Origin of the sequence: Bacillus haimaensis, assembly GCF_048270625.1 — a bacterium.
GTDB classification, from domain to species: Bacteria; Bacillota; Bacilli; order Bacillales; family Bacillaceae_I; genus Sutcliffiella_A; species Sutcliffiella_A haimaensis.
On record NZ_CP158164.1, the window covers coordinates 790,293 to 809,107 of the forward strand.

The 18,815-nt window shown below is 44.5% G+C and carries 13 protein-coding genes, 1 other RNA gene and 1 other annotated feature; of the genes, 12 read left to right on the plus strand and 2 right to left on the minus strand.

The window, feature by feature from the left end; genetic code table 11:
- Positions 1–17 precede the first annotated feature (17 nt).
- The 7 genes from secDF to dtd all read left to right on the plus strand — a co-directional run bounded on the left by secDF (position 18) and on the right by dtd (position 10,157).
- Positions 18–2,270: a protein translocase subunit SecDF gene (secDF, locus tag ABN702_RS03785; protein ID WP_417899459.1), complete on the plus strand. Its 2,253-nt coding sequence runs from the start codon at positions 18–20 to the stop codon at positions 2,268–2,270.
- A 112-nt stretch (positions 2,271–2,382) separates the two neighbouring features.
- Entirely contained in the window at positions 2,383–3,276 is an 894-nt protein-coding gene (locus ABN702_RS03790) for a cation diffusion facilitator family transporter (protein WP_417899460.1), read from the plus strand.
- Between the two features lie 27 nt (positions 3,277–3,303).
- Positions 3,304–3,603: a LapA family protein gene (locus ABN702_RS03795; protein ID WP_417899461.1), complete on the plus strand. Its 300-nt coding sequence runs from the start codon at positions 3,304–3,306 to the stop codon at positions 3,601–3,603.
- Positions 3,604–4,299: 696 nt separating this feature from the next.
- Positions 4,300–6,645, plus strand: coding sequence for a single-stranded-DNA-specific exonuclease RecJ (gene recJ / locus ABN702_RS03800; RefSeq protein WP_417899462.1), 2,346 nt, complete (start codon positions 4,300–4,302; stop codon positions 6,643–6,645).
- A gap of 14 nt (positions 6,646–6,659) precedes the next feature.
- Positions 6,660–7,172 carry an adenine phosphoribosyltransferase gene (locus ABN702_RS03805; RefSeq protein ID WP_386640470.1) on the plus strand — a complete coding sequence of 171 codons (513 nt, stop codon included), beginning with the start codon at positions 6,660–6,662 and terminating at the stop codon, positions 7,170–7,172.
- 332 nt (positions 7,173–7,504) lie between these two features.
- Entirely contained in the window at positions 7,505–9,700 is a 2,196-nt protein-coding gene (locus ABN702_RS03810) for a RelA/SpoT family protein (protein ID WP_417899463.1), read from the plus strand.
- A gap of 16 nt (positions 9,701–9,716) precedes the next feature.
- On the plus strand, positions 9,717–10,157 hold the full coding sequence (gene dtd / locus ABN702_RS03815) for a D-aminoacyl-tRNA deacylase (RefSeq protein WP_417899464.1): 441 nt from the start codon (positions 9,717–9,719) through the stop codon (positions 10,155–10,157).
- Positions 10,158–10,516: 359 nt separating this feature from the next.
- On the opposite strand, the gene ABN702_RS03820 is transcribed toward dtd, so the two are convergent.
- A complete protein-coding gene (locus ABN702_RS03820) occupies positions 10,517–12,286 on the minus strand; it encodes an SH3 domain-containing protein (protein ID WP_417899465.1) in 1,770 nt (589 codons plus the stop codon).
- Between the two features lie 134 nt (positions 12,287–12,420).
- On the opposite strand from ABN702_RS03820, the gene ABN702_RS03825 reads away from it, so the two are divergent.
- From ABN702_RS03825 to ssrS, 4 genes are all read left to right on the plus strand, one after another.
- Positions 12,421–12,597 (plus strand): RNA polymerase subunit sigma-70, encoded by a 177-nt coding sequence (locus ABN702_RS03825; protein ID WP_417899466.1) that lies wholly within the window; start codon positions 12,421–12,423, stop codon positions 12,595–12,597.
- A 122-nt stretch (positions 12,598–12,719) separates the two neighbouring features.
- Positions 12,720–12,986 (plus strand) — a binding site (T-box leader).
- A 279-nt stretch (positions 12,987–13,265) separates the two neighbouring features.
- A complete protein-coding gene (gene hisS, locus ABN702_RS03830) occupies positions 13,266–14,546 on the plus strand; it encodes a histidine--tRNA ligase (protein ID WP_417899467.1) in 1,281 nt (426 codons plus the stop codon).
- A 3-nt stretch (positions 14,547–14,549) separates the two neighbouring features.
- Complete coding sequence (aspS, locus tag ABN702_RS03835) at positions 14,550–16,322, plus strand: aspartate--tRNA ligase (RefSeq protein WP_417900815.1); 1,773 nt, start codon at positions 14,550–14,552, stop codon at positions 16,320–16,322.
- A gap of 65 nt (positions 16,323–16,387) precedes the next feature.
- Positions 16,388–16,577: non-coding RNA, 6S RNA (gene ssrS, locus ABN702_RS03840), on the plus strand.
- A 304-nt stretch (positions 16,578–16,881) separates the two neighbouring features.
- Here ssrS and ABN702_RS03845 read toward each other — a convergent pair.
- Positions 16,882–17,232 (minus strand): hypothetical protein, encoded by a 351-nt coding sequence (locus tag ABN702_RS03845; RefSeq protein ID WP_417899468.1) that lies wholly within the window; start codon positions 17,230–17,232, stop codon positions 16,882–16,884.
- Between the two features lie 357 nt (positions 17,233–17,589).
- Between ABN702_RS03845 and ABN702_RS03850 the strand changes: the two genes are divergently transcribed.
- Positions 17,590–18,357 (plus strand): ThiF family adenylyltransferase, encoded by a 768-nt coding sequence (locus tag ABN702_RS03850; RefSeq protein WP_417899469.1) that lies wholly within the window; start codon positions 17,590–17,592, stop codon positions 18,355–18,357.
- Positions 18,358–18,815 lie beyond the last annotated feature (458 nt).

Here is an 18,815-nt window from a genome sequence, read left to right on the forward strand (position 1 = left end):
CAGAAGGGGGATTTATTGTGGTTAAAAGAGGACGGATAGTGGCTTTCTTTTTACTTCTCATTCTATTAGGAAGTGTCATGGGAGTATTTACCAAGCCTATCGCAAACGATATCAAACTTGGTCTCGACCTGCAGGGTGGATTTGAGATTCTGTATGAGGTAAAGCCTATCAATAACGATGCGGCTATTGACCGTGAGACACTAGTCAGTACAGTAAGCGCGTTGAATAAGCGTGTAAACGTATTAGGGGTAAGTGAACCTAATATTCAAATTGAGGGTGAAGATCGCATCCGTGTGCAGCTTGCAGGTGTAGACGATCAGACGAAAGCAAGGGAGCTCCTATCAACGGAAGCTAAATTATCTTTTCGCGATATAAATGATAAAGAACTCATGAATGGGTCGGCACTTGCCGAGAATGGTGCAACGCAATCTTTTGATTCCAACAACCGTCCAAGTGTAGCGTTAAAGCTGAAATCGGCAGATCAGTTTGCGGATGTGACACGTCAAGTGGTTGAGATGGGGCCAGGGAAGAACCTGATGATCATTTGGCTTGATTTCGAGGAAGGTGTAGACTCCTATGAAGCCGAGTCGCAAAAACCTAACCCTAAATTTCTTTCCGCAGCTGGAGTGGATGAAGTATTCAATACTACTGATGTTCAGATCCAAGGCGGCAATTTCACGGTCGAATCTGCTAAAGAATTGGCAGAATTGTTAAACGCAGGATCCCTGCCGGTTGAATTGGAAGAGGTATATTCCACATCAGTCGGAGCTAAGTTCGGTGAAGCTGCCCTTCAGAAAACGGTATTGGCAGGAGCAATAGGGATCAGCATCATATTCCTTTTCATGCTTTTTGTGTATCGCCTGCCTGGATTCGTGGCAATTATCACGTTAAGTGTTTATATTTTCTTGATTCTGTTAGTGTTTGATCTGATGAATGGGGTACTTACCCTTCCAGGTATTGCAGCACTAATTTTAGGGGTCGGTATGGCAGTTGATGCCAACATTATTACTTATGAACGTATTAAAGAAGAACTGAAGCTTGGCAAAACACCTATGTCCGCATTCAGGGCAGGGAATCGCAATTCCCTTTCCACGATTTTGGATGCGAACATCACTACCCTGCTTGCAGCGGCTGTCATGTTCGTATACGGTACTAGTTCTGTACAAGGGTTCGCAACCATGCTTATTGTGAGTATCCTGTTAAGTTTCCTTACAGCAGTTTTTGGAACCCGTCTTCTTCTTGGATTGTGGGTTTCCAGTAGAGCGCTGAACAAGAAGCCGCACTTATTTGGAGTGAAGAAGGCCGACGTTCTCGATATCAATATGACAGATGAGCATACAGAGCCTCCAAACCGTTACGAAAACTGGGATTTTGTAAAACATAGCAAAAAGTTCTTCATTTTCTCCGGAACGATGATTGTCGTGGGTATCATTCTCCTTGCGGTATTCCGCTTGAATCTGGGAATAGACTTTGCGAGTGGGACAAGGGTGGAAATAATGGCCGATTCCAGTCTTACCGCAAAAGAAGTGACAGAGGAATTGACTACGCTCGGATATGAACCTAAAGATGTCGTATTGGCAGGAAATAATAATGAAATAGCTGTTGCAAGATATTTGGACAGTTTTACGCAGTCTGAAGTAGCTGAGATAAAGACATTCATTGCTGATAAATACGGTTCAGAGCCGAATGTCAGCACCGTTTCGCCTACTGTTGGCCAGGAACTTGCCCGGAATGCATTTTTCGCGGTCTTGATCGCTGCAGTAGGAATCATCATCTATGTTACCATCCGCTTTGAGTGGCTGTTTGCCCTGGCCGCCATCGTGGCACTCTTCCATGATGCATTTTTCATGGTCGCATTCTTCAGTCTTGTCCGATTGGAAGTGGACATCACCATCATTGCTGCAGTCCTGACCATTGTCGGATATTCCATCAATGATACGATCGTTACCTTTGACCGGATCAGAGAGAACATGAAGAAGAAAAAACGGATCAAAACTTATGAAGACCTGGCCGAGATTGTCAATAAAAGCTTGCAGCAGACGTTTGTCCGTTCCATCAATACGGTCATTACGGTTGTCTTTGCAGTAATCGGACTATTAATCTTCGGAAGCGAATCCATTACAGGCTTTTCCATAGCCTTACTAGTAGGTTTGATAGCTGGAACTTATTCTTCCCTGTTTATAGCTGCACAGCTATGGCTGATCTGGAAGCATAAACAGTTGTCCAAGCCGAAAAAGGTTCAGCTTGAGGAAGCGGAGCCAGAAGTATAATCTTATGAAAAAATGCCGCAGAAGCAATTTCTGCGGCATTTTTTATATATTGTTAAATATAGGGGAAGATTCGGGTACAATAGAAGAAGCATGAAAAAGAGAGGTGTGCGTCTTGGATCATAATGAGCGCTTTAAAAAAGCAGAATTTGCTGCTTTAGTAGGTGTTGTGGGGAACATTGTGCTCGCCATTCTGAAAGGATGGGCGGGTGTCGTTGCAAATAGCCGTGCACTTGTTGCGGATGCAGTCCATTCTGCTTCAGATGTAGCAGGATCCTTAGCGGTTTACATAGGGTTGAGGGCTGCCAAACAGCCACCCGATGAAGATCATCCTTACGGACACGGCAAGGCGGAAAATATTGCAGCCATCATCGTTGCTGTCCTGTTATTGATTGTTGGTTTCGAAATAGGGAAATCCTCTGTCGCGGCATTCTTTGAGCATATCGATGCACCAAAGATGCTGGCCGTATATGTCGTGATCATTTCCATTGTCGTAAAAGAAGTGATGTTTCGCTATAAGTATAATTTGGGAAAGAAAATAAAGAGTGACGCCATTATTGTCAATGCATATGAACATAGATCTGATGTGCTTTCTTCCATTGCAGCCCTCATAGGGATTGGTGGAGCGATTTTCGGTGATTATATCGGAGTGGATTGGCTCGTCTATCTCGATCCGGTAGCAGGTCTTTTTGTAGCTGCATTGATCATCAAAATATCGTGGCAGCTGGGTTCAGAGTCCATCCACAATACGATGGATCATGTCATGCATGAGGAAGATACAGAGGAGTTCAAAGAAGTGGTGACTTCCGTTCCGGGTGTCCTGAAGATTGATGCATTGCATGCCAGGGAACACGGACATTATGTCATTGTGGACCTGAAAATATCTGTGGACCCTTACATAACAGTGGAAGAAGGGCATAAGATAGGGAAAGACGTAAAGGCGAAACTGCTTGAAAACCGTGAAGTCCAGGATGTGTTTGTGCATATCAATCCCTATTCGGAATCTTGAATCACGGGATTTGAAGGAGGAGTGGGAATGAAAAGTCAGTGGTATCTTTTAGCCGGATTTATCTTCACCATCATTGTTGCGATCTTTGCGGTACTGAATGTAGCCCCGGTGGAAGTAAACTATTTATTTGGTACAGCGGAATGGCCCCTCGTATTGGTCATTCTATTCTCCGCATTGATGGGAATCGTCATTGCCGGTTCCATCGGTGTGTATCAGGTAATCAAGCTGAAGCGGAAAATGCAAGCAAAGCCAAGGCATTTGGAAAAACCTTCATCTGAAAATGGGAAGGAGCCAAACAAAACCGAAGCAAAGAAAGATACAATTTGAGGTAGGTAATTAGCTTATATCATTTTCAGTGAATGGCAGTCCAATATAATTGGGCTGTTTTTTTTGATTGCGATGGATACCCAGAAATAACTGAGTGTACTGTTTGACTCCCTGTTGATTTCCGTTCCAGGTGTTCGCTTTCCGCGGGGCGGAGCTTGAGCCTCCTCGGCTTGCCTGCGGGGTCTCAAGTCTACCGCTATCTCCCGCAGGAGTCTCACACCTTGCACTCCAATCAACAGGGGCGACATGTGACGCATAGCGGCTAACCTATATTTGTCTCTTAGTGTAACTCTTTTGCATTGGGGTGTCTATTTAATGTCTAGTGTAGATTTTTTAAGAATCTAGCTGTTGATTGGAGCAATAGGCGAAGACTCCTCGAAAATGCGAGCATTTTCTTCGTGCGATGTATCGCTGCCGCAGCATTCCTTGTCCTGCGGGAGATGGTGTTCAGTGGAGACCCCACAGGCGAAGCCGAGGAGGCTCACGCTAGCCCCTTGGGTCGCTGCGCCTAGTGCGGAAATCAACAGCGGTGTTTGACAGTGACAATATATTAATTAGAGGGAAAAAAACTTCATAATTGTAAAACCTACCTCAAACTAAAAATCGCCATGCTTCCTAAAGTGAATAACTCACTTTTTCCAATTGAAGGGAGACCCTCTCTCTAGTATAATAAGTTAGGCTAAGGGAGGAATTCGTTTGCTAGCTTCTAAATCACGTTGGAATGTAAATAAGCCTGACCAAGAGCAGGTACGGAATTTGGCGGAAAGCCTGAAAGTGGCTCCTCTTATTGCTTCTCTCCTTGTAAACCGGGGACTGGATGATTATGAGACCGCGAAAAGTTTTTTGAATACAGAGACCCAAGAATTTCACGACCCATTCCTGTTGGAAGACATGGAAAAGGTCGTTCAGAGAATAGAAACGGCAATACAGAATGAAGAAAAGATTTTGGTATTCGGCGATTATGATGCCGATGGAGTAAGCAGTACCACTGTGATGGTTACAGCTCTCAGAGAAAAGGGAGCGAAGGTGGATTTCTATATCCCCAACCGTTTTACAGAAGGTTATGGACCAAATGAAACTGCATTCAGGCAAGCCAAGGAAAGCGGCTATTCCATCATCATCACAGTTGATACCGGAATTTCCGCTCTGCATGAAGCGGATGTGGCAAGGGATCTGGGCGTCGACCTGATCATTACCGACCACCACGAGCCTGGGCCAGTTCTACCGGATGCATTTGCCATCATCCATCCTAAGAAAGAAACGTGCCCTTATCCATTCAAAGACCTTGCAGGAGTGGGCGTCTCTTATAAAGTGGCTCATGCGCTATTAGGGAAGAACCCGGAGCACCTACTGGAAGTGGCGGCTATTGGAACGATTGCTGACCTTGTACCTCTGGTGGATGAAAATAGACTTTTAGCATCCAAAGGGATCAAAAAGATGCAGCAGACAAAAAGAGTCGGATTAAAGGCCTTGCTGCAAAAATGTGGAGTAGAACTCCATACCATTACAGAAGAAACGATCGGGTTCTCCATCGGACCAAGGATCAATGCGGTGGGACGCCTCGACAATGCAGATCCAGCCGTACATCTTCTAATGACAGAAGATGCGGAAGAAGCAAAAGCGCTAGCCGAGGAAATGGAAGCCTACAATAAAGAAAGACAGCAGATTGTTACGCAAATTACCGAAGAAGCGATCAAACAAGTCGAGGAAATGTACCCTCCTGATGAGAATTCGTTTCTGATCGTAGCAGGACATAACTGGAATGCGGGAGTCATCGGTATAGTGGCCTCAAGGCTGGTGGACCGTTTCTATCGACCGACCATCGTGCTGAGCCTTGATGGGGAAAAGGGCCTTGCAAAAGGATCTGCCCGTTCCATACCGGGGTTTGACCTGTTCGAAAACCTATCCACTTGCAGGGATATTCTCCCGCACTTTGGCGGCCATCCGATGGCAGCTGGTATGACATTGAAATTGGAAAATGTGGACGAGCTTCGCGACCGAATGAAGCAAATTGCTGATACCATTTTGACGGAGGAAGATTTCACCCCGATCACTGAAGTGGATATCGAATGTGAACTGAACGAAATAACATTGGAAACAATCGAGCAGTTAGAGAAGCTTGCACCATTCGGCATTGCAAATCCAAAGCCTAAAGTATTGGTGAAAGGTGCATTGCCGCAGCAGATTCGTCAGATTGGCAATAAGAGCAACCACCTGAAGCTTGTCATCGAGAAGGAAGGAAGCTCGCTCGATTGTGTCGGGTTCGGATTTGGGGAAACCTATCACCATGTGTCACCAATTGCGTCACTTGATGTTTTGGGGGAGCTTGCCATCAATGAGTGGAATAATTTCCGAAAGCCTCAGCTTTTTGTAAAAGACCTTAGAATTGCAGAGTGGCAACTGTTTGATATTCGTTCAGCAAAGCAGCTGAATCAAACATTGCAAGGAATAGATAAGAAGAATCTACAAATACTGTTCTTTAATACTGCAACATTGGAAGAAGTGAAAATAGGTGAGGAACATCTGCCTTATCTAACGAATGTTGAACCAGGAACAGAAATCGATGTTGAGGATAAATATATCGTGCTGCTGGATATTCCGAACGAAGAGGAAACACTTGCAAGCCTTTTGCGAAACTCTTCCCCATCCCGCATCTACGCTTCTTTTCATCAAAAAGAAAATCATTATTTTTCCACCATCCCGACTCGCGACCACTTTAAGTGGTATTACGGCTTCCTGTCCAAAAAAGGTCCGTTTGATTTGAACAGGTATGCCGAAGAAATCGCGAAACATCGGGGTTGGTCAAAAGAAACAATAGATTTCATGTCACAGGTGTTTTTTGAACTAGAATTTGTTACAATAGACAAGGGCTTTATCGCATTGAACAATGCGGCGAAAAAACGGGATTTTGAAGAGTCTCAGACATATCGCAAAAAGCAGCAGCAAGTGATGCTTGAAAACTTGTTTTTATACTCTTCATATAAACAATTAAAAGCGTGGTTTGATCAGCATCTAACCAAACAGTGCACTGTTCATTCATAGGAGGAAAAAAGAAGATGGATTTAAAGAAATATATTACGATTGTTCCTGATTGGCCAAAACCAGGTATTCAATTTAAGGACATTACGACATTGATGGACAATGGTGATGCATACCGCTATGCAACAGACCAGATAGTTGAATATGCTCGTGAAAAGCAAATTGACCTTGTTGTTGGACCAGAAGCCCGTGGATTTATTATCGGCTGCCCGGTTGCCTATTCTTTGGGGGTTGGTTTTGCTCCGGTACGTAAAGAAGGAAAATTGCCACGTGAAGTCGCGCGAGTGGAATATGGCCTTGAATACGGAAAAGATGTTCTGACCATTCACAAGGATGCAATCAAACCAGGTCAGCGTGTACTGATCACGGACGATTTGCTTGCAACAGGAGGAACAATCGAAGCGACCATCAAGCTAGTTGAAGAACTAGGCGGAGTGGTAGCTGGAATTGCTTTCCTGATCGAACTGTCCTACTTGGACGGACGCAGCAAGCTGAATGACTTTGATATTTTAACATTGATGAAATACTAATATTTATACGGACTAGAGCAACTCATACTTGCTCTAGTTTTTTCATATTTTTCCCCTCCCATTATATCTTCCGACGTGCAATATCATCGATTTGTTAAATTTTTCACAGGAAAAGTATGAATTTTACAGGGATTCCTAAAAAATCTGTCGACAAATCTTTATTTTTGCTGCATAAGCCCTTTACATCTACTTGAAATTTCATGATAATAATTACAATATATTTTTATTTATAAACATTAGAGTAATCTGTCTATAATGAATAAGACTTGGAACGGAACAAGTTTTCAAATACTTCATACAAATAAGAGAAAGTCAAAAAGGTGAGTAGAAATATGGCAAATGAGCAAGTGTTAACTGCAGACCAGGTGATAGATAATGCGAGGCGCTATTTAAAGAGCGAGGACATCGCATTTTTAGAAAAGGCTTATGAGTTTGCTAAGAATGCTCATGCAGAACAATATCGTAAATCAGGTGAGCCTTATATTATCCATCCGATACAGGTCGCAGGCATCCTTGTCGATCTTGACCTAGATCCATCTACCATTGCGGCTGGGTTTCTTCATGATGTTGTCGAAGATACCGCCATCACATTGGATGAGATAAAGGAAGCATTCAATGCAGAGGTTGCCATGCTGGTGGACGGCGTAACCAAGCTTGGTAAAATCAAATACAAATCCCAGGAAGAGCAGCAGGCTGAAAATCATCGGAAAATGTTTGTTGCCATGGCACAGGATATCCGAGTGATTCTCATTAAGCTTGCCGACCGCCTTCATAATATGCGGACATTAAAACACCTCCCGCAGGAGAAGCAGCGCCGGATTTCCAATGAAACCTTGGAGATTTTCGCACCGCTTGCACACCGACTGGGGATTTCGAAAATAAAATGGGAGCTTGAGGATACCGCCTTACGCTATCTTAACCCACAGCAATACTACCGCATCGTCAATCTGATGAAACGCAAGCGTGCCGAGCGTGAGTTGTATATCAAGGAAGTCATGGGAGAAGTGACAGAACGCCTCGAGGAAGTGGAAATTGAAGCGGATCTTTCAGGTCGTCCGAAGCATATATACAGCATCTACCGCAAAATGGCCATGCAAAACAAGCAGTTCAGTGAAATCTACGACCTGTTGGCCGTGCGCATCATTGTGAACAGCATCAAGGACTGCTATGCCGTTCTTGGAATCATTCACACATGCTGGAAACCGATGCCTGGCCGCTTCAAGGATTACATTGCCATGCCTAAACCGAATATGTACCAGTCTCTTCATACGACTGTCATCGGACCTAAAGGGGACCCGCTTGAAGTGCAGATCCGCACATCTGAAATGCATCAGATCGCAGAGTACGGGATCGCAGCGCACTGGGCGTATAAAGAGGATAAGGTGGCAGATGAACGTTCCACTTTAGAAGAAAAGCTGACATGGTTCCGCGAAATTCTGGAATGGCAGAATGATGCGACCAATGCAGAGGAATTTATGGAATCTCTGAAAATCGACCTTTTCTCAGATATGGTATTTGTCTTTACACCAAAGGGCGATGTTATTGAGCTTCCATCGGGATCGGTTCCAATCGATTTTTCTTATCGAATACACTCGGAGATCGGAAACAAAACGATTGGTGCAAAAGTGAACGGAAAAATGGTCACCCTTGATTATAAATTAAAGACCGGTGATATCATCGAAATACTGACTTCCAAGCATTCATACGGTCCGAGTCAGGATTGGCTGAAGCTTGCGCAGACTTCCCAGGCTAAGAACAGGATCCGTCAGTTCTTCAAAAAGCAGCGCCGCGAAGAGAATGTCGAAAAGGGCCGTGATCTTGTCGAAAAAGAGATCAAGAATATGGACTTTGATTTGAAGGAAATCCTCCAATCCGAGAATATTAGCAGAGTAGCTGAAAAGTTCAATTTTATGAACGAAGAGGATATGTTTGCCGCAGTCGGCTATAACGGGATCACCGCCCTGCAGGTAGCCAACCGACTGACAGAAAAGCAGCGTCGCAAACGTGATCAGGAGCAGCAGATTACAGATATAACGGAAAATGCAGAGAAGAAAAAGACGGTACCAGCTAAGAAGAAAAAGGATGCTGGAGTCGTGGTTCAAGGGATAGACAGCCTTCTGGTCCGCTTATCCAAATGCTGTAATCCGGTCCCTGGCGACGAAATCGTTGGCTTCATCACTCGTGGACGAGGAGTATCGGTCCATCGTGCAGATTGTGCAAACGTTGTTGCGGAAACAAACGACCGCATCATTGATGTAGAGTGGGAAGGCGACATGAAAGAAAACCGCGAGTACAACGTGGAAATAGAAATCACAGGGTATGATCGCAGAGGCCTTTTGAATGAGGTGCTGCAGGCGGTCAATGAAACAAAAACAGATATCAACGCCGTTTCAGGCAAATCGGACCGCAATAAAATGGCAAGCATTCATATGGCCATTGCCATCCATAATATCAGCCACCTGCAAAAGGTTGTGGAGCGCATCAAGCAGATTCCAGATATATATGCGGTACGAAGAATAATGCAGTAAGTGAGGGTTTTTCGGTATGAGAGTTGTATTGCAACGTGCGAAACGGGCTGAGGTCCGAGTAGGGGGAAACGTGGTGGGCCGCATTGAAAAAGGGTTGATGCTGCTTGTCGGCGTGACCCACGAAGATACGGCAGAGGATGCTGCATATGTGGCGGACAAAATCGTGAACCTTCGAATTTATGAAGATGAAAACGAAAAGATGAATCTTTCACTGTTGGATGTAGAAGGGGAGATCCTTTCTGTCTCACAGTTCACCCTGTACGGTGATTGCCGCAAAGGGAGACGTCCCAACTTTATGAATGCCGCGAAGCCTGATCATGCATCAAAGGTTTACGAAGCTTTTAATGAAAAGCTGCGTGAAAAGGGTGTAGCGGTTGAGACAGGCGAGTTTGGTGCAATGATGGAAGTGGATTTCATCAATGATGGGCCAGTGACGCTGATCGTGGAAAGTAAATAAGTTTGAAATTAATGCCGGCTGCTGCTTAAAAAAATAAGTGGCAGCTGGCATTTTTGTTTTTCTCATAGGCAAAAATTCATAACCCAAAAAACAACTTAACAGTTTTACAACGGCTGTGTTAATGAATAGTGTGGATTTTCAAGGTCACTAGCTGTTGATTGGAGCAATAGGCGAAGACTCCTGCGGGAGGTAGCGGTAGACTTGAGACCCCGCAGGCAAAGCCGAGGAGGCTCAAGCAACGCCCCTTGGGTCGCTGCGCCTATTGCGGAAATCAACAGCGGTGTTTAAAGTGCCTTTACAAAAAAGACAAGCGCTGCTGCCGGATAAACCAGCAAAGCACTTGTCTTTTTTCTATCTCTCTATCTATCCCGGAAATACTGGGCCAATCCCTGATAAATCCCGGTTGCCGCTCTTTCCTGGAAGTCACCTGATAATATGGTCATCTCTTCGCCGCGGTTACTGATATAGCCAAGCTCAAGAAGAAGCGAGGGCTGCATATTTTCTCTTAGTACGAGGTAATTCTCTTGTCGAACATTCCGATCACGTAAGTTTGTGAGCTGAATCAAAGATTGGTGAACATAATCAGCGAGCTGCTGATCGGCGCCGCCGTAGTAGAACGTTGTCGTTCCTGTTACACTCGGGTCTTCAATGCTGTCATAATGGACACTGATGAAAACATCCGCTCCATGATGATTGGCAGTACGGGCTCTAGCAGGCAGGCTTACAAACGAATCATTCTGCCTTGTCAAGTAGACAGTGGCTCCTGCTGCTTTCAGTTTATCCTGCAATAGTCTAGATGTTCTTAGTGTAAGATCCTTTTCATAGGTTCCCTGCACGCCAATGGCACCAACATCTTTTCCGCCATGCCCAGGATCAATGACGATTACTTTATTCCGCAAATACTGTTCTGACCCTGCTCTTGTGACGGTAGGTGCCTGGCCCTTTATTGTAACAATCCAGCCCGCTACATAAGCAATTGTGCCATCTGCTAGTTCGATTTGGTACCAATCGTTTTCTAATCCTTTAATGGGGAATGTTTCACCCTCATTTGCCCGGTAGACGACTTTCGCCGTTGTACTTGGTTCCCTTCTGATATTCGTCCCGTTATCCAGGATGATGATGCTTCCTTCTCCTGTCAGATTGCCAGGATTGACCGATAGGGATTTTCTCTCCAGAAACCATCCGGCCACCCAGCCTGTATTCCCGTTTGCGTATTCGATTTCACACCAATTATTTCGTTCACTGATGATCTTGACATCGGTACCTTGGGAGATCTGATCTAAAATCTTTCCGTTTAGATTCGGCTCGCTCCGAACATTTAACCCTGAAACGGATATGGTGGCACTGGAGCTGCCCTTCTTCTTGGAAGGGGTGTCCGTGCTGCTGTTATGTACTTCTGCATAGTCTGAATGAATCCATCCTGTTTCCCCGTCATAGGAGATCTGCAGCCAGTCGGATTTTTTGCTTAAGACGTTAACTACCGTTCCGTTAGCCAGGGTACCGATAACTTTACTTTGAGTGGATGCCTCGCTGCGAATGTTCAGCCCATCAGTCGTAACGGTTGCTGTTTGGGAATTGTTTGCATCCTCTTGGTTTTCCTCGTCTGTTGTTTCTTTTTTCTTCTTTTTTTTCTGGATACTTACAAATTCACTGGATACCCAGCCTTCCAATCCGTTTGTGCGGATTTTCACCCAGTTCTCATTCTGATCCACAAAGCTTACAGAATCAGAGCTTTGGATAAAACCGACCACGTTAAAGCTTGTGCCAGGACCTGAACGGACACGCAGGTCATCGGTTAACACCTGAACCACATCGCTCGATTCAGAGTTTCTTGCAGGTGTTGATGATTGCTGGTTATCGGTCACTAGGTAGGAAGCGACCCAGCCGGCTTTGCTGGAAGTAACCTGGATTTTTACCCATTCGCCTTTTGAATCAACGACAGGATAGGTCTCACCCCGCATGACTTTTGAAATGATGAGAGAATTGGCATCCGGCTTTTCCCGGACATTCAGGACATCCGTAGCCACCTCGATTGTCCCGTCAGCTTTGGCGGAAGGGAGTTGGATGGTGGTGAAAATTGTAGAAAAAAGTAAGAGTCCGATAATTGAAATATGTAATTTTTGAAGCAAGTGTATAGCCTCCTATTCTAAAGGATAACCAACTTATTTCTGCATCAAGAATAAAAAATCCTCCTTTTAGTGAAATTTTTTTCGAAAAACGGGGAGACTAGTAGTCAGTGTTTATGAAAAAGGGGCGAACATCGATGAAATTTAGTGAGAAGAACAACCATGCTTATGGAAGCAGAGATGTATTTGGTGTAAGCTTTCACGATTTTATAGAAAAAGAGAAGGATTCCACCTATGTGGAGCTTGCATCGGAGTTTGGGATTACTGTACGTGATGTGAAGGCAATGAAAAAACACCTGAATCGATTTCAATAAATCCTTGACAACTGCTTTTGAATCTATATATACTAGCAAGTATCAAACTTACACTTTTAAAAAATGAAAACCTTGCTTCGAATAAGCGGGTGGTGTGTAAGACTAGGTTTTTTACATAATATAATGTTCCAATGATGGAGAACAGTAGTTGGGAATACACATGGAAAGAGAAGAAATGCCCAGGGCTGAAAGCATTTCCCCATGATGACTTAATGAACGAACACTCCGTAGGATTCTCTCTGAAAAAGCATAGTGGATTCCACTGCTCTATTAGGAGAAGGACGTTGCAGGCGTTAACTGCTTTGAGTGGAGGCATACTTTCATCGATTTTTGGATGAACATTGCTTCAATTAGGGTGGCACCACGGGAATTCAACTCCCGTCCCTTGTTTAACGATTGTTAAGCAAGGGGCGGGAGTTTTTTGTATTTATTAATAGCTGTTTTCGCAGTCATGGCTGCTTCTGACGAATGCAACAAAAACACGTAATATAACCTGCTATCGTGCTCTTTTCACTTGAAATAGTAGATTATCTTTTAAACTTATTCCAAGTTTAAAGCTGTAAAAAATCCAAAAGCCGATTTTTTACGGACATAAGCAACAAATTTAATGAAAAGAGCCTTATAAAAAGGGGTCTGGCCCCATTTGGAAATAAAAGGAGGAACCGACTATGACGATTCAGATACCGCGTGGTACGCAGGATATTTTGCCTGGTACAGTGGAAAAGTGGCAGTATATTGAAGCGAAGGCGAAGGAGATTTGCCAGCTTTATAATTATAAGGAGATTCGTACTCCGATTTTTGAAAGCACGGAGCTGTTCCTTCGTGGAGTAGGGGAAACAACTGATGTGGTTCAGAAGGAAATGTACACATTCGAGGATCGCGGAGGCAGAAGTCTTACCCTGCGTCCCGAGGGAACGGCATCCACTGTCCGCTCTTATGTGGACAACAAAATGTTCGGTTCGCCGAATCAGCCGACAAAGCTTTACTATGTTGGTCCGATGTTCCGCTATGAAAGACCTCAGGCTGGGCGTTTCCGTCAATTTGTCCAGTTCGGAGTAGAGGCATTAGGCAGCAATGACCCTTCCATCGATGCGGAAGTGATTGCTTTGGCAGTGGAACTCTACACGAGTCTAGGACTAAAAAAACTAAAAGTGGTCATCAACAGTCTCGGAGACAAAGAAAGCCGTCAAGCACACCGTGATGCCCTGATCCAGCACTTCCAGCCTCGCATCGACGAGTTCTGTGGAGATTGCCAAGGCCGATTGGAAAAGAATCCACTTCGCATACTGGATTGCAAAAAGGACCGTGACCACGAATTGATGGCAACGGCTCCATCCATTCTTGACTATTTGAACGAAGAGTCGAAGGCCTATTTTGATAAAGTGGTAGATTACCTATCGGCGCTCGGCATTCAATATGAAATTGATCCAAATCTTGTACGTGGACTTGATTATTACTACCACACAGCCTTTGAAATCATGAGCACCTCCGAAGGCTTCGGCGCCATTACCACTCTATGTGGGGGAGGCAGATACAACGGTCTGGTCCAGGAGATAGGCGGACCGGAAACGCCGGGAATCGGTTTTGCACTAAGCATTGAACGCCTGATTTCAGCAATGGAAGCGGAAAAGGTGGATTTCCCGATTGAAGAAGCGATAGACTGCTATGTGGTCGCTTTGGGTGAAAATGCAAAGGAAACAGCGGTAAAGCTTTTGTTTGATTTAAGAAAAGCGGGAATTGTCGCTGAAAAGGACTATCAGGATAAAAAGCTGAAAGCACAGTTCAAAGCAGCCGATCGTTTAAAATCCAAGTATACGATTGTGTTCGGTGAAGATGAACTTGCAAAGGGTGTTGTTTCCATTAAAGAAATGGAAACAGGTGAACAGCAGGAAGTAGCCTATGAAGATGTGGTCACATACCTATCGGAAAAGAAAAGCGGGGAGAGATAAATGATGCAAGCGAGAACCTATTTTTGTGGAGAAGTACCCGAAACATCCATTGGTAAAGTAATTGAACTGAAAGGCTGGGTGCAGAAGCGACGTGACCTGGGAGGACTTATTTTCCTTGACCTTCGCGACCGTACGGGGTTGGTGCAGATCGTATTCAACCCGGATGTTTCCGCTGAAGCACTTCAAACAGCAGAGAATGTACGTAACGAATATGTACTTTACATCAAAGGGAAAGTGGTTGCCCGTGACGCAGCGACAGTAAACCCCAACTTGAAAACAGGTGCCATTGAAGTTCATGCTGAAGCGATTGAAGTATTGAATGCAGCGAAAACTCCGCCTTTCGTTATTGACAACAAAACAGAGGTAAGCGAGGATATCCGCTTGAAATACCGCTACTTGGATCTTCGCCGCCCGGTCATGTTCGACACGCTGAAAATGCGTCATGACGTAACAAGATCGATTCGCGAGTTTTTGAATGACCAGCAGTTCATGGAAGTGGAAACGCCAATCCTGACAAAAAGCACGCCTGAAGGTGCTCGTGACTATCTAGTGCCAAGCCGTGTTCATCCTGGCGAATTCTATGCATTGCCGCAATCACCGCAAATCTTCAAGCAGCTATTGATGGTTTCCGGTGTGGAGCGCTACTACCAGATCGCCCGCTGCTTCCGTGATGAGGACCTTCGTGCCGACAGACAGCCAGAGTTCACGCAAGTCGACATTGAAACATCATTCCTTTCCCAGGAAGAGATTATCGGAATGATGGAAGATATGATGCGAATGGTCATGAAAGATACGAAGGGTGTGCTTGTACCGGAAAACTTCCCACGTATCACGTACCAGGATGCGATGGATAGATACGGTTCCGACAAGCCTGATACCCGCTTTGACATGGAGCTTATAGACTTGTCAGAGCAAGTGGCAGCATGCGGATTTAAAGTGTTCAGTGCTGCAGTAGCTAACGGTGGGCAAGTGAAAGCCATCAATGTAAAAGGTGCAGCCGGAAACTACTCACGTAAAGACATTGATGCGCTAACTGAATTTGTGTCAGTATATGGTGCTAAAGGACTGGCGTGGTTAAAAGTTGAAGAGGATGGATTAAAAGGACCTATCGCGAAGTTTTTTAATGAAGAGGAACAAGCAAGCTTCATTAAGACGCTTGAAGCTACAGAAGGCGACTTGTTGTTATTCGTAGCTGACAAGAAATCTGTCGTAGCGGATGCACTTGGGGCACTTCGGATGAAGCTAGGAAAAGAACTCGGCTTGATCGATGAAAGCAAGTTCAACTTCCTTTGGGTAACGGACTGGCCACTACTCGAGTATGACGAGGAAGCGGGCCGCTATTTTGCAGCACATCATCCATTTACGATGCCTGTTCGTGAAGATCTAGCTTTGCTTGAGACCAACCCAGGTGTTGTACGTGCACAAGCTTACGACTTAGTGTTGAACGGATATGAGCTGGGTGGGGGATCACTCCGTATCTACGAACGCGACATCCAGGAAAAGATGTTTGAAGTGCTTGGTTTTAGTCTTGATGAAGCAAATGAGCAGTTCGGATTCCTGCTTGAAGCATTCGAATACGGCACGCCTCCTCATGGCGGAATCGCCCTTGGCCTTGACCGTTTGGTGATGCTTCTTGCCGGCAGAACGAACCTTCGCGATACCATAGCTTTTCCTAAAACGGCTAGTGCGAGCGATATCCTGACACAAGCCCCAAGTCCTGTTGCAGGTGGGCAATTGGACGAATTACATTTGTCGCTGGCTGTCAAAAAAGAGTAGATTTTCCCATACGGTGAACTCTTGCAAACAAAAAATGCGTGTGTTATGATACTTTCAAGAAGTCGCAAGTCCTGATGTGTTCGTCGTATAACCTATTGTTTTGACCGAACAATAGATTATACGGGAGCTCAGAGTTTTCGTTGCTGCGTACATGCCTCCCTCGCAGAGGACGTACAAATGCATGAAACAGAGCACCCACCTGCTGTGAGCGGGTTCAAAACGAAGGCATCAAACGACGGCACGATTGGGACTTGCCTACATACGGATCCAAAACCGACATCCTGGTAACGGGGTGTCGGTTTTTTTTGTTTAAATTGAGAAGTGAAGTGACTATCCTCATGTGGATGAAGCCAGCTCTTGATTGGGTGTATACATGGACTTGTTAGAATGATTAGAAAGGTTGTTAGAATGCCCTTCCATATGTCAAAAAATAAGTCTGATTTTCCAAAAAAACCATTCAAAAAATAGCTAATTACCTAAAAATACACCGAATTCATCTGATTTCTATATAAAAAAGAACGATCCAGTACAGATCGTTCCACCTTTTATCAATAAGTTGTCATCTCGCAGATTTGCGATATCCTTTTTCCTGCGCCTCGGCTTCTGTATGAAACCATTCAACAGGTGTTGTCCTATTATAGAAAACTCCGCCAGGCATGTGGTAAATGTACTCGCCTCGGCCATTTTTATTTCCTTTTATCAACGGAGCATTTTCATCTGTAACGGTAGTTTTCTCTTCCACCTCTGTTTGTTCCAGGGTCGCAGCTATTGCAGACAAGGTCTGCTTGATTTGAAAAGTGGTTGTTTCCTTTCTAATCATTTCTTTATTGGATTTGTTCATCTTGAATACTGTCAATATCCCACTGCTGATCACTAAGAAGAATGATAAGGCCTTAAACAATTTTTTCATCACAGACTCCCCGCCTTCAATAAAAATAATTATCAGGTTACTATTCCCTCTATTATAAGGCATTTAAACCTTTTTCGTCATAAAAGAAATTCCTATATGACTACTTGCATTTCCCCTAAAGTATGTTATATTCGATTTCGGGTACAATTCTAAAAAAGCCGATAAGTGAAACTATTAGTGCATGTTCAAAAAGGAGGATAAAAAGAGCAAAGAAGTTCGAGGAAGCGAAGTCTCGAGCACCGCAGCGTATTTCCTGTAATGTTGCGGAGCGGAGAGGCAAGCTGACGAAGAAATTCGAAGCTATTTTTACCGGACTTTTTGAACATCCTCTACAAGATATAAATGGAGTTGATAGATATGCTACACCAATTTTCAAGAAATGAACTTGCCATAGGTAAAGAAGGTTTGGAAACACTGAAAAACAGTACGGTTGCAGTATTGGGAATCGGGGGAGTCGGCTCATTTTCTGCAGAAGCCCTTGCTCGTTCGGGAGTAGGACGACTTATTCTAGTTGATAAGGATGTAGTCGACATCACGAATGTAAACCGTCAGATCCATGCATTGGTGTCAACAGTTGGACAACCGAAAGCGGACTTAATGAAGGCGCGGATCGCGGATATCAATCCCGCTTGTGAAGTAATCGCGTTAAAAATGTTTTACACAGATGAAACATATGAAGAGTTTTTCAGCTATGGTCTGGACTATGTGATTGATGCTTCCGATACCATTTCATATAAGATCCATCTGATGAAAGAGTGCTTGAAGCGTAAGATTCCGATTGTTTCCAGTATGGGAGCGGCAAATAAGACGGATCCGACACGTTTTAAAATGGCGGACATATCCAAGACACACACAGATCCGATTGCAAAAGTAATTCGGACAAGACTCAGAAAAGAGGGAATCCAAAAAGGAATAAAAGTGGTATTCTCCGACGAAAGCCCGATCATCATCCGTGAAGAAGTAAGAAAGACTGTTGGTAATGACCAGGCGCAAATTCGAAAGGCGAAAATGCCTCCTTCCTCCAATGCATTTGTTCCTTCTGTTGCAGGACTGATTCTTGGCGGTTATGTCATCAATGATCTTTTGAAAGACATTCACATCCAGCGTGTAGGCGGAAAGCAATAAAAAAGAAGGCTCTTTTCGTAAAGATTGTTGTTTTAAGTATAGGACTGGGCTAAAGATGAGGTGTCAACATTAAACTCCCTGTTGGCTTCCGTTCCAGGCGTTCGCTTTCCGCGGGCGGCCTCGGGAGCCTCCTCAGCGCTTTGCGCCTGTGGGGTCTCCCTTGACACGCTGCTCCCGCAGGAGTCTCACACCTTGCACTCCAACCAACAGGGGTGAATCGTAGTATAAAATTTGCTTTCCTATAGTTTGAAAAATTTGTTTCATTTTTTCATTTCAGTAGAGCAAATAGTGTTAAAAAACTGAGTTGATTGTAGCGGAGGACACTTGACTCCTGCGGGAGAGTAGAGGGCATTGGAGACCCCACAGGCGTAGCCGAGGAGGCTCCAATCCGTCCCCGCGGAAAGCAAGTGTCCGGAGCGGAAATCAACGGGCTACATTTAATGCTTACATTTTATCTA